The organism is Hyphomicrobium methylovorum (assembly GCF_013626205.1).
Taxonomy (GTDB): Bacteria; Pseudomonadota; Alphaproteobacteria; order Rhizobiales; family Hyphomicrobiaceae; genus Hyphomicrobium_B; species Hyphomicrobium_B methylovorum.
In genome coordinates this window covers 2,121,122-2,135,001 of sequence record NZ_QHJE01000001.1, presented here as the reverse complement: position 1 = coordinate 2,135,001, position 13,880 = coordinate 2,121,122, and the positions used below count along the sequence as shown (strand labels likewise).

Sequence of the window (13,880 nt, the reverse complement as noted above, 5' to 3'; positions counted from 1 at the left end):
GCGGTTAAGCCAGCCGCCGCAGATGGTTATCAAACGCGATGTTGCGCAGCTCGACCTCGGAAATGACGCGCGCCTCGGCCGTTTCATACCGCATCACACCGAACCCGGATGACGCCGCGAAACCGTGCTTGCCGTCGGACGCAATCCCGCAAACGTCCTTGAGAACGCTCTGCGAGATGACCCGCGCCGTCGCCGCCTCGACGTAGAGAACCTGCCCGGCCTTTGGCGCGCTAGCCGCGATGATGCTGCCGTCACCGTTGACAGCCATCGACCCGATGTAACCGCGAAGCTCGACGGTCGTGCCCGCGGGCGGGGTGATGAACTGCGGAGCACGGTCGAGCCCAGCGCTACCGACGAGCTGGGGCGCTTCGCTCGGTGAGCCCTCCCATTGCCCGCCGAACCAGACAACGCCGCTTGCATCCTGCGTAAGGTGGCGGATCGAAAGAGACTTCAAATCTCCGGTCATATCGTGCTTGACCTTGAGCGCGCCCGTCTCCGCATCGACGAACGCAACCGACGCCTGCATCTCTTCGACGTTCAAATTCACGCGGTTCGCATCTGGAACGGTGTCGAGGCCCCCGGTGCCAACTGCAAGCGTCTTGCCATCCGCCAGCAGCATGATCTCGTGCGGGCCCGTGCCATAGCTCGGATGTTCCCCGATCTTGCGGTAACCGCGCTCCACGTCATAGACGCCGATGCAGCCGAGTCCCGCCTCGATATCGTTCTCGGAAATGTAAAGCAGCCGCCCATCCTGCGAGAACGCGCCGTGCCCGAAGAAGTGCCGCCCCTTGCTTGCCGTGAAGATGACGGGCGGCGTCGCCTTGTGCAATTCGAACGCCACCGCAAAGATGCCGGGCCGCCGCGCAATCGCAGCAAGCCGCCCAGACGGGCGATGAAACGCAATGTCATGTCCACGCCCCGAAAGCGGAACTTCACGCACGATCGAACCGTCGGCCTTTAGAAGCAGAACGGAATAGCCCCCCGATGCACGCCGCGCCGCCGAAATGTAAGCGACATCATTATCGGTTGCAGCCGCCGCGAAAGCCTGTTCACCAACGGCCGTCGCGCCGACGAACGCAATCGTGCTGAGCAACAAGGATCTACGATCAATCGCCATCGAGTTCATTGAATCCCACCGTAATGCGCGCATCTGGGCAAAGTTCACCGGTAATCAGTTTTCGCATGCCGACAAACTTATCGAACACTTCGCGCAGAGGCGGCGTCTTGCGTCCTTCTTGCGCCTTCGGTCCTCGTCCACCGACACCGTCGGTCGATAGAAATGCGCGCCACGCACCGCTGATCCAACCCATTACCCAATCTTTGTCTTCCGGGAGATAGGCCTGCAGCTTCAGCGTATCGAACAGATTCTTGAGAGACGCGATCGACGCCAGATAATACGCGCTCTGCAAGCCGGACTTTTCATAAGCCCCCGCGAGCTTCAATGTCGGATCGATCTGCGGCTTGATCTGCAAATCCGAGGTGAGCGACATGCCCATCAACAGCGTCTTCACCGTTTCAGCCGCGGCCTCACTATCGGACTTATAAACCGGGTTGTCTGGCCCGGCCTTCTCCATCGTGTCTCTCCAACCGCCCGGCGCTTCCCAAGCGTCGGTCACTTCGCCAGCGACCGTCTGAATGTTCTTGGCGATGATTTCCGCAAGCTTACAGCGATAGTCCGCGGCCTCACCCGGTCCAAGCGGCACAGCTTTATCGCGTATCAAAACTTCGAGCGCTGAAAGCCCCTGCACCGCCACGCTCTGCTTTGCGATTGCACCGGGCTCCAGCACCGCCGGATCTTTGTTCAAAAGAATGAGCCGCAACTGCCGGCCAACGAACCCGCGCGGATCGGGCCAAAATGAAAGCCGCTCGCGGCGGCCACGCTCGGCCATTGGACCGAAGCGCATGTAATCGACGCCCGCGTAGGCCGTAACCACATTCGCGAACGCAGTATCGAGCGCTGCTCTAGCTTCCGGACTACCTGTTTTGCAGACATTTCTGACCGCGTCAGGCAGCGGCCCGGTGGCGGCCTTCAGTGCATCGAAGTGCGGAAGGATATGCTTCTCGATCGCAGCGCGCACAATCTCCTTGTGCGTCGGTGGCGTCTCCGCCGCGCGAGCGCTTCCAACGGCAAACGCCATCATCGCAAACGTCGCGACAATCGCCGCCAAACGAACAGATATCGCGCTTCGCATGGTGTTGTGTCTCTGTCTCATAGTCCGTTTACATACTCGATCAGACGCAATTTATCTTCCGCCTTCAAGGCGCCGAATTGCTCCCGGCTGCGCGCCGCCTCACCGCCGTGCTTCGCAACAGCTTCATCAACAGTCGCCGCCGATCCATCGTGCAAATAGCGCCGCGGGCCGCGATTTCCGCCGCCAATCAACGGCGCCGTTCGCCACTCCGAAGATGCGACGCCCGGCTCACCAACGCCATCGTCGAGCGCCGATCCCATATCGTGAAGCAGAAGATCGGTAAATGCGGGAATAAGGCTCCCATCGCGCGCCTTGAGGCTCGGAACGTGGCACTGCGCACATCCGGTCGCGTCAAAAATACGTGCTCCTGCGGAATCGTCCTGCAGCGCACGCGGCTTGAGGCTCTCGATGTAGTTAGCGACGATCCGCAACATCGTCGCCGATATCTCCCGCCCGTCGAATAGTTTGCTCTCGCCGTTCGGCGCACCGAGACACGCCGTCTGCAACTTCGTGCAATCTCCATAAGGATGCGGCGCCTTCGGGCTCGATAAACCGATGTCGAGAGAGAACGCGTCCGCCACCTGGTCTTCCAGCGTCACTTGCGACGCCTTCCATCCAAACCGGCCGATGCCATCCGCTGTACGGTTTGCACGCCCGCGAATGCCATCGCCGTTCTTGTCATCAGGATCGGCGCGCTTCAGAATTTCCTCGTCTGAAATCTGATCAAACGCACCGCGCCCGTGAAGCGGCGGCGCGATACGCACACCCGCCTTCACACCAGAAGCAAGCGGCGGCCCGTTGAGATGATACGAAAGCTCAGGCAGAAAATGCGCGCTCCCTTCCGGAACAAGACCCGGAACCGCATCCGTCTGCAGTTGCCGTTCATAGTAGGGATCGGCCGAACCGTCAGCGCGCCCGAACCGAAGAACAGCACCCGCAATGTCGTCGCGAGATGGATCGTTGCGCGAGGGTGCCACGTGCGCCCCTCCCCCGCCCGCGTGACACGATACACACGAACGCGCTGTGAAATACGGACCCAATCCATCGGAACCATCTGTTGAAGACGGCGCTGGAATCCAGTTGCGGTCGAACAGAGCCTTCCCGGCAATCGCATCCAGCGGATCGGTATCGGCAGCCAGAGCAAACTCGCCGCCCGACAAAAAGAACGCCGCAAGCATCGTCATCGGCATTATGCCTGCCGTCCGAACCGCGCTCATGTCACGACGATGTAGCCCATCATCCCGGTCTCTTGATGTTCGATGATGTGGCAGTGGAACATCCATTTTCCGGGATCGCCCGCGACCAGTCCGACGGTGATCCGCTCCTTCGGCAAAAGCAGCACAGTGTCGGCGCGAAACCGCGGAAGTCGACGGAGGTTAGAGCCAAGAACCTCAAACATATGCCCGTGAATATGGATCGGATGCGCGTGCGGCGTCAGATTCTTCAGCTCGAATACGTAGCTGTTACCGCTCTTGAGAACCGCAAGCGGCGCGCCGAGATTTTGATGATCCTTGCTGGGCCACGCTTCCTTGTTGATCGCCCAGAACGTATTGGTCGAAAGACAAAGCGAGCCGATTGTAGTGCCCGTGGCATCACTCATCTGCACAACCGCTTCGCCCGTCGCAGTCGCCGAGAAATCCATTTGGATGTGCTCAGCACTCGCCTCATCGAGCGGCGCAAACTTCGAAACCTTCAGCGGCTGCGGAACGAATTTCCCCGTCCGTCGCGGCGCACCTTCCGAAACGAACTCGGCAAGAACAGCGGGAACTTTCGAGAAGTAATCCATCAACCGCACCGTCTCGCCCGCAGGCGGCGTACGCAGCAGCAGGTCGACACGCATCGCCGGACCAAGCCGCCAGGATTCGAGCATGATCGGCGGTTGTCCGTTTCCGTCGACCGCGATGATTGCCGCTTCCGCCGTCTCGAAACCAATCTCCGAAATACGCACCGGATCTACGTTGTAGAAGCGAATGCGAACGTCTGCCGAAGCTGGAACCTTAAACACCGGCTTAGTCACACCGTTGACCGAGCGAACGGTGCCAGACGTGCCTGCACGCGCCGCACCATCATCGGTGATGAACGGAAGAAATTTGCCGTCCGGCGAAATTCGCCAGTCCTTCATCAGCAGAACGAGTTCAGCGTCGGGAGGTGAAATCTCGTCACCCTCGACAATCAGCGCCGCTACCAACCCGCGTCCGAAATGCTCCGCCGAATTGCAGTGCGTGTGAAAAAAGAACGACCCGGTGTCGGGCGGCGTGAAACTGTAGCTGCCCTTGGCGCCGGGCTCGATCGGCTGCTGCGTGAGAAACGGAACACCGTCCTGATCGTTCGGTATCCTGAGACCGTGCCAATGGATCGACACGTATTCGCCCTGCCGCGGCAGGTTATTGACCAACGTCGTCTCAAGACGCTCGCCAAGTTTCATCCGCACGATGGGAAACGTCGTTCCTTCTTCGAACGTCCACAACGGCAACGTCGCGCCATTGAAGCACGGAAGCGCCGTCGGCCGCTCGGCGAGATCAAGCGCGAGATGCTTGACGCCGGACGCGATGGGCTCCGCCACGATTTCCGGCGTTAGCGCGTCCCGCGCTCTGGCAACGTACGCGGTGCCGGCGAAAGACGCTGCGACGCCACCCGAAAACGCGGCGGCGCCCGCAACAAACTGTCGTCGTGTCGTACCCATGCTTCCTCTTATAACCGCACACGCATCGCGAACGCTCGCGATGCCTGGCCGCTACTTGCTTCCAACTGCCGTCGGGTTGTCGAGGCTATCGGAACCTTCCATCTTGATCTTGAGATGCAGCGCCGCGACGACGCCTTCGATCGCGCGCGCCTGCGCCACGAGAGCATCTACGCCGTCGAGGATCATCTTGTTGCCAGCTTCATTTCCAGCGGCCAGCATCTGGTCGTAGGCCATTTCGCCGGAGTCGGCCTTGTCTTTGATCGCCTTCAACTTCGCGAGCGTATTGGCCATCGCCTCGTCCACGCGCTTCGCGGCTTCCGGAGCCTTCGCCCGCGCCAATTCGGCGATGCTCGCGCCGCTGACGGTCTTTGAGCCCTCGTACTTTCCGTTCCAGATCCCGATCATGCCGACCTGATCGAAGTAGTGGCTGTTCTGCGTGTTGTCGGAGAAGCAATCGTGCTCTTCCTCGGGATCGTGCAGCAGCACACCAAGCTTCATGCGCTCGCCTGCAAGCTCACCGTAAGACAGCGAGCCGATACCTGTCAGGATCGACGACAGCGCGACGTTATCGCCCTGCGCTTCAAGTGCAACCCGCGCGGGTCCGCCCGCCTTCCAATTGCCGGTCATCTCCGCAAGGTCATCAACCAGCAGACCGCTCGCGGCCTTCAGATAATCGCGCCGCCGGTCGCAATTCCCGCCCGTGCACGCCTTCAGATCGTAGTCCGTAACGGGCCGTTCGCCAGCGCCGGGTCCCGTCCCGTGCAGATCCTGCCCCCAAAGCAGAAACTCAATGGCGTGATACCCCGTGCCGACATTCGATTCGACGTGCAGCGCACTGTTCAGTTGGCCGATCACCTCTTTGGTGATCTTGCTCGCGTCCAGAACCTTCGGGCCGAGCCGAATGGATTTGTTGGCAATGATATTGGCCGTGTAGAGAGGATTTTCTGCCTTTTCGTCGCCGTAGCTGGCTGCATCGACGTAATCGATCAAACCCTCATCCAGCGGCCAGGAATTCACACGACCTTCCCAATCGTCCACGATCCTGTTGCCGAACCGGAATCCTTCGCTCTGCATGTAAGGAACACGTGCCGCTTTCCACGCGTCGCGGGCCGCTGCGAGCTTTTCGGTTGTGGGTTCAGCCAGTAGATCATCAACGGCCTTATCGAGATCGCGCGCCTTCGCCAGCGCGTCGCCATAGATCGTTTCCGCCAGATTCCCGTAATTTTGAACGATATCCTTTACGGCCGGCGCATCGGCGCGCGCCGGGCCAGCCGCTGTGACGACGACGCCAAACGCCAGTCCAATCACACTCGCCAGAGCTACCGCCGCCTTCGCCATTCCCAAATCTCCGTCAAACTTTGAATTTCGCAGTGCAGCCACGGGGATACCTTCGTTTTTATTTACTGGAGAGGTATAGATTGAGCCTGGATCGACAGTGTCAAGTGAACTCGGCGACATTGTACATGCCATCCCGGCCCCCGGCACTTGCCACGTTGCCAAGAACTGTGAAACAAGCTCTGCCATGGAATATTTGCGCCGCGGGGCTGCCTTTCAGGTATCGAAATGCGCTTAACGAAGCAAACCGGACACGCAATCCGTATTTTGGTGGATTGTGCCCACGCAGGTGACCAGCTCGTAAAGGTTGCCAGTATTTCGGGCCGTCTGGGTGTTACGAAACAAAACGTCTTCAAGATCGTGCACATCCTGTCGCGCGCTGGCTTCGTCGTGGCCTTGCGCGGACCGAACGGTGGTGTCCGTTTGGCGCGTCCCGCCGCCGAAATTCGCATCGGCGACATCGTTCGCGCGATCGAGGTGACGCGCGTCCAAGTTGAAGGCGGACGCAACCGCAAGTCACCCGAATCCGACCCTGCGAACATCAACGCTATGTTTGATGACGCTCTGGGTGCGTTCATTTCCGTTCTCGATCAGCATTCCCTGGCCGAACTTGCGGTGCGATCGCCGATGGAGATCGCGAACGTGACGGGTACGGAAGAGACGACCGGCCCCGCACGCACGACACGAACACGTGCAACGACAAAGAGACCTGCTGCCCGCGGCATGCGCCGGACTTAGTCTTTCGCCCGGACCTCCGATGTCTCTTCGATCTCGCGAACGCTTGTCCATCCGCCGCTTCGGGATCATCGCTTTTTGCGTTGCGACGCCCGTCGCAGCTCTGCTCACGCTTTACGCGGCCGAACCATTTCGCAGCGTCATCCTGGCCCTCTGCGGTGCGACCATAGGCGCGGCTGTCATCGCAATTTGGCGAAGCGATGCGCTGAGTGACGACATGCTTGAGATGATCGTCAAAAGGACGCGCAGCGAAAAGGTCTTACCGTGGCCCGAAGTCGTGGCTGCGATGCCCGATCCAGCCGTCGTCGTTGACCGCTCGTCGATCATCCAAAGCTACAATGAACCGGCGCGCGCTGTGTTCGACCTCCTTCAAGCCGGAAAATCTCTAGAACATGTCAGTCGGGATCCCGAACTGCTCGAATCCGTGAGCGCCGTGCTCGAAAACGGGGAACGCCGCACCTCGCGTCTGTTGCCACACGGGGTGCTTGGCCGCCGCTTCATCGTTACGATTTCCGCGTTGGGCAACACAGAGCATCGCAAGGCGCGGGCGGTTCTCATTACGATGCACGACCAATCCGAGCAGCACCGCCTGCTGGAAATGCGCACCGACTTCATCGCAAACGCGAGCCACGAACTGCGCACGCCGCTCGCGACACTGCACGGCTTCATTGAAACACTACAGGGCCCCGCACGAAACGACGAAGGCGCACGCGATCGCTTCCTCGCGATCATGGCCGATCAGGCCAATCGCATGAAACGTTTGATCGACGATCTGTTGCTGCTGAGCCGGGCCGAGGAAAAGGCCAACCTGAAGCCCACCGGCACAGTCGATGTAAACGGCCTACTGGCAGACGTTGGCCGCGCGCTCGCACCCATCGCAGCGGCGCGAGACATCAAGATTACGATCGCGAACACGCCAGAGCCGCTTGTCGCTTTAGGCGACCGCGACGAGCTGTTCCAGGTGTTTCACAATTTGATCGAAAACAGCATCAAGTATGGCCGCGAAAGCGGCAAGGTGACAGTCACGCCCGAGTTCAAGCCAAGCTCGAAGGACGCGGCATCGGGCTCCACGCCTCACGCCATCGTTTCCGTGTCAGACAACGGCCCGGGCATCAGCCCCGAGCACTTGCCGCGTCTCACCGAACGCTTTTACCGTGTCAACGCCGAGCACAGCCGGCGCGTTGGAGGCACAGGCCTCGGCCTCGCCATCACCAAGCACATTCTCACGCGCCATTCGGCCGAATTATCCGTCGAGTCAGTCGTTGGCCAGGGCACCACGTTTCGAGTCACGCTTCCTGCATTAAAATATAATTGTAATTCAATAAGTTAATCTGTCACAAATCTATTGCAACAAAGGTCTAGAACGTCCTCGCGTTGAGTTGTCCTGAAATGGATGACATTGCCGGCCACCCCGCTGCGGTCGGGTTCGGCCAACGCCCCGGAACGAGGCCCGCCAAAAAGGGTTTGCCGGGCACAAGGGTCGCGGCTCGCCGAAATGCGCGAGCAAACGCGCGACACCTCAAGGGGAAGACGCGTTCGAAAGTGCTGTCGCCGTTCATGCGGTGACAAAACGAAACCGGAGAACGTTTTGCCGGGCACGGCCGGCAAAGGGGAGTGACGGGGCAATTAGAGCCCTCGTTCAACAGGAGAACACGAGTGAAAAAGTCTTTGGTTGCGCTTTTTGCGGCGCTTGCGGTCACGGCCGCTGTGGCTGCCCCAGTGCAGGCCGGCAACATTTCCGGCGCTGGCGCCACGTTCCCCTACCCGGTCTACGCAAAGTGGGCCGATAGCTACAAGAAAGAGACCAACGTCGGCTTGAATTATCAGTCGATCGGCTCGGGCGGCGGCATCAAGCAGATCATCGCCAACACGGTCACCTTCGGCGCTTCCGACAAGCCGCTTTCCGCTGAAGACCTCGAAAAGAACGGCCTCGTGCAGTTCCCGACCGTTTTGGGCGGCATCGTTCCGGTCGTCCACATCGACGGCATCAAGCCGGGTGACCTCGTTCTCGACGGTCAGACCATCTCCAAGATCTACCTCGGCGAAATCACCCATTGGGATGACGCCGCGATCAAGAAGCTCAATCCCGACCTCAAGCTCCCGAACGACGCCATCGCCGTTGTCTTCCGCTCGGACGGATCGGGCACCACGTTCGTCTGGACCAACTACCTCTCGAAGGTCAGCGCGGACTTCAAATCGAAGATCGGCTCGAACACCTCCGTTCAGTTCCCCGTCGGCATCGGCGCCAAGGGTAACGAAGGCGTCGCAAACAACGTGATGCAGACGAAGGGCGCTATCGGATACGTTGAATCTGCATACGCGAAGCAGAACAAGCTGTCCTACACCAAGCTCATCAACAAGGACGGCAAGACCGTTGCACCGACCATGGACACGTTCCAGGCAGCAGCCGCGAACGCCGACTGGTCCAAGGCTCCCGGCATGGGCGTTATCCTGACGGAAGAGCCCGGCGCCAACACCTGGCCGATCACCAACCCGACGTTCATCCTCATCCACAAGAAGCCGAAGGACGTCGCTGCCGTGAAGGAAGCGCTCAAGTTCTTCGAGTGGGCCTACGCGAAGGGTGACGAAGAAGCCTCGGCTCTCGACTACGTGCCGCTGCCGGACAACGTCGTCGAACAGGTCAAGAAGTCGTGGACCGAAATCGTCGGCGCAGACGACAAGCCGGTTCTTGCTACGAACTGATTGACGGAAATCTTGGAGGCGCCTTACGTGGCGCCTCCTCCCGCCTTCCGACGCAACGTCGGTTTCCTTTCCCGGAGCGGAAAACTTGACCTTCTATGTAGATCTCCCTGAGCATCAGTCGCCCGCCGAACGGCGCAGCGTCCTTGAACGTCTCCGCAAAACCGACGTCCTGTTCCGCTGGCTCACCCAGTCATCGGCCTATCTCGTTCTCATTATTCTGGGCTCGATTTTCCTCTCGCTCGTCGCAGGTGGGTGGATCGCCTTTGAAACGTTCGGCTTCAGCTTCCTGACCACCGAGGTCTGGAACCCCGTAACCGAACAGTTCGGCGCCCTCGCTCCCATCTACGGAACGATCGTGACGTCGATCATCGCCATGCTCGTCGCCGTGCCGATCAGCATCGGCATCGCCGTCTTCCTGACCGAGCTTTGCCCGATGGCCCTCCGCCGCCCGATCGGCGTCGCGATTGAGCTTCTGGCCGGCGTTCCCAGCATCATCTACGGCATCTGGGGCCTTTTCTTCTTCGCCCCCTTCATTCAGCGCTACGTGCAGCCCGAACTGATCTCGACGTTCAAAGGCGTGCCCATACTCGAAACGCTGTTCTCCGGTCCGCCATACGGCATCGGCATTCTGACATCGTCGCTCATTCTCGCGATGATGATCCTGCCCTTCATCACCGCTGTCTGCCGTGACGTATTCGAAACCGTGCCACCGGTATTGAAGGAAGCAGCTTACGGACTGGGCTGGACGACGCGCGAAGTCGTCAGCAACGTCGTCATTCCTTACACCCGCGTCGGCATCATCGGCGGAGTCATGCTCGGCCTCGGCCGCGCGCTCGGCGAGACGATGGCCGTGACGTTCGTCATCGGCAACGCACACCGCATTTCCGGTTCGATCCTGGCGCCTGGCACCACGATATCGGCAACCATCGCGAACGAATTCACCGAAGCCGTTGGCGATCTCTATACATCGTCGCTGATCGCCCTCGGTCTCATTCTCTTCTTCATCACCTTCGTCGTGCTGGCGCTCGCGCGCCTCATGCTGATGCGCATTGAGAAAAAGGCGGGAACCTAAACATGGCACTCGATCATGGGCGCTATCGCCGCCGCCGCCTGAGAAGCACGATTACCGTCACCCTCTGCTGGCTTGCAGCGGCTCTCGGCATCACCATTCTCGGCGTCATCCTCGCCACGCTGGTCTACAAAGGCTTTGCTGGACTGGGCTTGCAGGTGTTCACGGAAATGACGCCGCCGCCGGGAAGCGACGGCGGTCTTCTGAACGCCATCGTCGGCAGCCTCATCATGACGGTCATCGGCGTTATCGTCGGTACGCCGATCGGCATTCTGGCAGGCACCTACATGGCGGAATACGGCCGCTACAATAAAGTTAGCTCCGTCATTCGCTTCATCAACGACATCCTGCTCAGCGCGCCGTCGATCGTCACAGGTCTCTTCGTTTACGAAATCCTGGTCCGGCCGATGGGGCACTTCTCCGCCATAGCCGGCGCGGCTGCGCTTGCCATCCTCGTCATCCCGACGGTGGTCCGCACGACGGAGAACATGCTGCTGCTCGTACCGAACACGCTTCGCGAAGCCTCAAGCGCGCTCGGCATGCCGCAATCCATGGTCATCCGCAACGTCGCCTACAAAGCGGCGCGGGCAGGCATGATCACCGGCGTCCTGCTGGCAATCGCACGCATCAGCGGCGAAACGGCACCGCTTCTATTCACCTCGCTGAACAACCAGTTCTGGAGCACCGACGTTAACGCTCCGATTGCAAGTTTGCCGGTGGTGATCTTCCAGTACGCATTGAGCCCGTATGAAGATTGGCAGCGTCTCGCTTGGGCGGGCGCGCTCCTGATCACCGCAGCGGTGCTCACTCTCAGTATTCTTGCACGTTGGTTAGGGTCTTCAAGGACGCAACAATGAATGTCATGTCTAAAACCCTAGACCAGGGTCTCACGGAAAAGATCTCGGTCCGGAATCTGCAGTTCTACTACGGCTCGACGCACGCGCTGAAGAGCATCTCGCTGCCTCTCTATGAGAAGCAAGTGACGGCTTTCATCGGCCCGTCGGGTTGCGGCAAGTCCACGCTGCTGCGTGTGCTGAACCGGATGTACGATCTGTATCCGAACCAGCGCGCCGAAGGTGAGGCCATCTTCGACGGTGAGAACATCCTCAGCCCGAAGCAGGATTTGAATTTGCTTCGTTCGCGCATCGGCATGGTGTTCCAGAAGCCGACGCCGTTCCCGATGACGATCTACGAAAACATCGCATTCGGCATTCGCCTCTATGAGCGCCTGCCGAAATCCGAAGTCGATGCGCGCGTCGAATCCGCATTGGAAAAAGCGGCGCTTTGGAAAGAAGTGAAAGACAAGCTGCACAGCAGCGGTCTGAGCCTCTCCGGCGGCCAGCAGCAGCGTCTGTGCATCGCACGCACCGTTGCCATTCGGCCCGAGGTCATTCTGTTCGACGAGCCATGCTCCGCACTCGATCCGATCTCGACCGCCAAGATCGAAGAACTGATCGACGAGCTGAAACACGACTTCACGATCGCGATCGTCACGCACAACATGCAGCAAGCTGCGCGCGTCTCTCAGAACACGGCGTTCATGTACTTGGGCGAATTGCTGGAATTCTCCGAGACCAAACAGATCTTCATGAACCCGACCGACAAGCGCACGCAGGACTACATTACAGGCCGCTTCGGCTAGAATAGCGCCAGAAACCAGCCTTTAAGGCCTGCGATTCAGGCCGGTACTTTCAGGAATGACCGCTATGAACGAACATACCGTCAAATCGTACGAGGATGAATTCAAACTCCTCGACCGTCGCATCGCTCAGATGGGCGGCTATGCCGAAAAGCTTTTGGTGCAGGCGATGGACGCGCTCGAACGGCGCGATCCCCAGCTCGCCGAAACCGCCGTATCGAGCGACGCTGTCCTCGACTCGCTTGAGCGAGAAGTGCAGGAGCAGGTGATCGTGATGATCGCTCGCCGCCAGCCGATCGCCAACGATCTCCGTCACATCATGACGGTGTTGAAAATCGCGGGCGACCTCGAGCGCATCGGCGACCTTGCGAAGAACATCGCCAAGCGCGCGCTCGCCGTCGCGGGCGAAACGTATCCGAAGCCGCTGATGACCGGCATGCGCCACATGACCGAGATGGTCCAGACGCAGCTGAAGGACGTCCTCGACTCGCTGGCGTCTCTCGACGCCGACAAGGCGATGAAGGTCTGGCATGCCGACCAGCAGGTCGACGCGATGTACAATTCGCTGTTCCGCGAACTCCTCACCTACATGATGGAAGATCCGCGCAACATCGGGCTCTGCACGCATTTCCTGTTCGGCGCCAAGAACATCGAGCGCATCGGTGACCACACGACCAACATTGCCGAAAACGTCTACTATCTCGTGCACGGCGTGCCGATCGCGGACGACCGTCCGAAGGGCGACAAGACGGCATCAACTCTCATCACCCCGCGTCAGTAATCGCGGACCAGGGAGATAAAAGGCCTAAGTCATGGCAGCTAAAATTCTCGTTGTCGAAGATGAAGCTCCGATCGTCGAGCTTCTGCGTTACAATCTGAACTCGGAAGGCTACGACGTCGTGCATGCAGCCGACGGCGAAGAGGCCGAACTCCTGCTCGCCGAGCAAACGTTCGATCTCGCCATTCTGGATTGGATGATCCCGAAAATCTCCGGGATCGAACTCTGCCGCCGTCTGCGCAATCGCAGCGAAACGGAAGCATTGCCGATCATCCTGCTCACAGCACGCGGCGAAGAAGCCGACCGTGTTCGCGGCCTGACGACCGGCGCCGACGACTACGTGACGAAGCCGTTCTCGGTTCAGGAATTGATGGCGCGCATCAAAGCGCTTCTCCGGCGCACGTCGCCCGAGCGCCTCAGCGACACCCTCGTTTCCGGCGAGATCACAATGGATCGCGGTGCCCATCGCGTCACGCGCAGCGCGCGTGAAGTCCGCCTCGGTCCCACCGAATACCGCATGCTCGAAGTGTTCCTCGAGAGCCCGCGGCGTGTCCTCTCGCGCAGCCAGTTGCTGGATCGCGTCTGGGGTCAATCGGCTGAAGTCGATGAGCGCACGGTCGACGTCCACATCGGTCGCCTGAGGAAATCGCTGATCCGCGGCAATGAAAGCGATCCCATCCGCACGGTCCGCGGCGCGGGATACGTGTTCGACGGCCGTCAGGCAGACGCAGCCTAACGTTTGCTCA

13 protein-coding genes are annotated in these 13,880 nt (G+C 59.9%); 8 read left to right on the top strand and 5 right to left on the bottom strand.

The genetic code is table 11. The features are described 5' to 3' along the window. Window positions 1-4: 4 nt before the first annotated feature. The 5 genes from DLM45_RS10310 to DLM45_RS10290 are packed head-to-tail and all read right to left on the bottom strand — an operon-like array spanning window position 5 to window position 6,213. Complete coding sequence (locus DLM45_RS10310; protein ID WP_246317288.1) at window positions 5-1,117, bottom strand: DUF1513 domain-containing protein; 1,113 nt, start codon at window positions 1,115-1,117, stop codon at window positions 5-7. Then, entirely contained in the window at window positions 1,107-2,192 is a 1,086-nt protein-coding gene (locus DLM45_RS10305; RefSeq protein WP_246317286.1) for an imelysin family protein, read from the bottom strand. Before DLM45_RS10305 ends, DLM45_RS10310 begins: the two co-directional genes overlap by 11 nt. A 17-nt stretch (window positions 2,193-2,209) precedes the next feature. Continuing rightward, entirely contained in the window at window positions 2,210-3,382 is a 1,173-nt protein-coding gene (locus tag DLM45_RS10300) for a di-heme oxidoredictase family protein (RefSeq protein WP_181337030.1), read from the bottom strand. Window positions 3,383-3,405: 23 nt separating this feature from the next. Continuing rightward, entirely contained in the window at window positions 3,406-4,875 is a 1,470-nt protein-coding gene (locus tag DLM45_RS10295) for a multicopper oxidase family protein (protein ID WP_181337029.1), read from the bottom strand. A 51-nt stretch (window positions 4,876-4,926) separates the two neighbouring features. Further along, on the bottom strand, window positions 4,927-6,213 hold the full coding sequence (locus DLM45_RS10290) for an imelysin family protein (RefSeq protein WP_181337028.1): 1,287 nt from the start codon (window positions 6,211-6,213) through the stop codon (window positions 4,927-4,929). Between the two features lie 225 nt (window positions 6,214-6,438). On the opposite strand from DLM45_RS10290, the gene DLM45_RS10285 reads away from it, so the two are divergent. The 8 genes from DLM45_RS10285 (at window position 6,439) to phoB (ending at window position 13,870) form a co-directional block, all read left to right on the top strand. Further along, window positions 6,439-6,948 carry an RrF2 family transcriptional regulator gene (locus tag DLM45_RS10285; RefSeq protein WP_181337027.1) on the top strand — a complete coding sequence of 170 codons (510 nt, stop codon included), beginning with the start codon at window positions 6,439-6,441 and terminating at the stop codon, window positions 6,946-6,948. Window positions 6,949-6,967: 19 nt separating this feature from the next. Next, a complete protein-coding gene (locus tag DLM45_RS10280) occupies window positions 6,968-8,275 on the top strand; it encodes an ATP-binding protein (protein ID WP_181337026.1) in 1,308 nt (435 codons plus the stop codon). 326 nt (window positions 8,276-8,601) lie between these two features. After that, window positions 8,602-9,648 carry a phosphate ABC transporter substrate-binding protein PstS gene (pstS, locus tag DLM45_RS10275; protein ID WP_181337025.1) on the top strand — a complete coding sequence of 349 codons (1,047 nt, stop codon included), beginning with the start codon at window positions 8,602-8,604 and terminating at the stop codon, window positions 9,646-9,648. A gap of 169 nt (window positions 9,649-9,817) precedes the next feature. Next, complete coding sequence (gene pstC, locus DLM45_RS10270; RefSeq protein WP_246317602.1) at window positions 9,818-10,720, top strand: phosphate ABC transporter permease subunit PstC; 903 nt, start codon at window positions 9,818-9,820, stop codon at window positions 10,718-10,720. 2 nt (window positions 10,721-10,722) lie between these two features. Next, a complete protein-coding gene (pstA, locus tag DLM45_RS10265) occupies window positions 10,723-11,574 on the top strand; it encodes a phosphate ABC transporter permease PstA (RefSeq protein WP_181337023.1) in 852 nt (283 codons plus the stop codon). Then, the gene (gene pstB, locus DLM45_RS10260; protein ID WP_181337022.1) at window positions 11,571-12,359 is read left to right on the top strand and encodes a phosphate ABC transporter ATP-binding protein PstB; all 789 of its coding nucleotides are present in this window, start codon (window positions 11,571-11,573) and stop codon (window positions 12,357-12,359) included. Before pstA ends, pstB begins: the two co-directional genes overlap by 4 nt. A 64-nt stretch (window positions 12,360-12,423) precedes the next feature. After that, complete coding sequence (gene phoU / locus DLM45_RS10255) at window positions 12,424-13,137, top strand: phosphate signaling complex protein PhoU (protein ID WP_181337021.1); 714 nt, start codon at window positions 12,424-12,426, stop codon at window positions 13,135-13,137. 31 nt (window positions 13,138-13,168) lie between these two features. Further along, window positions 13,169-13,870, top strand: coding sequence for a phosphate regulon transcriptional regulator PhoB (phoB, locus tag DLM45_RS10250; protein WP_181337020.1), 702 nt, complete (start codon window positions 13,169-13,171; stop codon window positions 13,868-13,870). Window positions 13,871-13,880: the final 10 nt, after the last annotated feature.

Coding starts and splice junctions, on each gene's coding strand:
- pstB (WP_181337022.1), top strand. CDS start 11,571: ATGAATGTCATGTCTAAAACCCTAGACCAGGGTCTCACGGAAAAGATC.
- DLM45_RS10305 (WP_246317286.1), bottom strand. CDS start 2,192: ATGCGAAGCGCGATATCTGTTCGTTTGGCGGCGATTGTCGCGACGTTT.
- phoU (WP_181337021.1), top strand. CDS start 12,424: ATGAACGAACATACCGTCAAATCGTACGAGGATGAATTCAAACTCCTC.
- DLM45_RS10310 (WP_246317288.1), bottom strand. CDS start 1,117: ATGGCGATTGATCGTAGATCCTTGTTGCTCAGCACGATTGCGTTCGTC.
- DLM45_RS10295 (WP_181337029.1), bottom strand. CDS start 4,875: ATGGGTACGACACGACGACAGTTTGTTGCGGGCGCCGCCGCGTTTTCG.
- DLM45_RS10300 (WP_181337030.1), bottom strand. CDS start 3,382: ATGCCGATGACGATGCTTGCGGCGTTCTTTTTGTCGGGCGGCGAGTTT.
- DLM45_RS10285 (WP_181337027.1), top strand. CDS start 6,439: ATGCGCTTAACGAAGCAAACCGGACACGCAATCCGTATTTTGGTGGAT.
- pstA (WP_181337023.1), top strand. CDS start 10,723: ATGGCACTCGATCATGGGCGCTATCGCCGCCGCCGCCTGAGAAGCACG.
- DLM45_RS10290 (WP_181337028.1), bottom strand. CDS start 6,213: ATGGCGAAGGCGGCGGTAGCTCTGGCGAGTGTGATTGGACTGGCGTTT.
- phoB (WP_181337020.1), top strand. CDS start 13,169: ATGGCAGCTAAAATTCTCGTTGTCGAAGATGAAGCTCCGATCGTCGAG.
- DLM45_RS10280 (WP_181337026.1), top strand. CDS start 6,968: ATGTCTCTTCGATCTCGCGAACGCTTGTCCATCCGCCGCTTCGGGATC.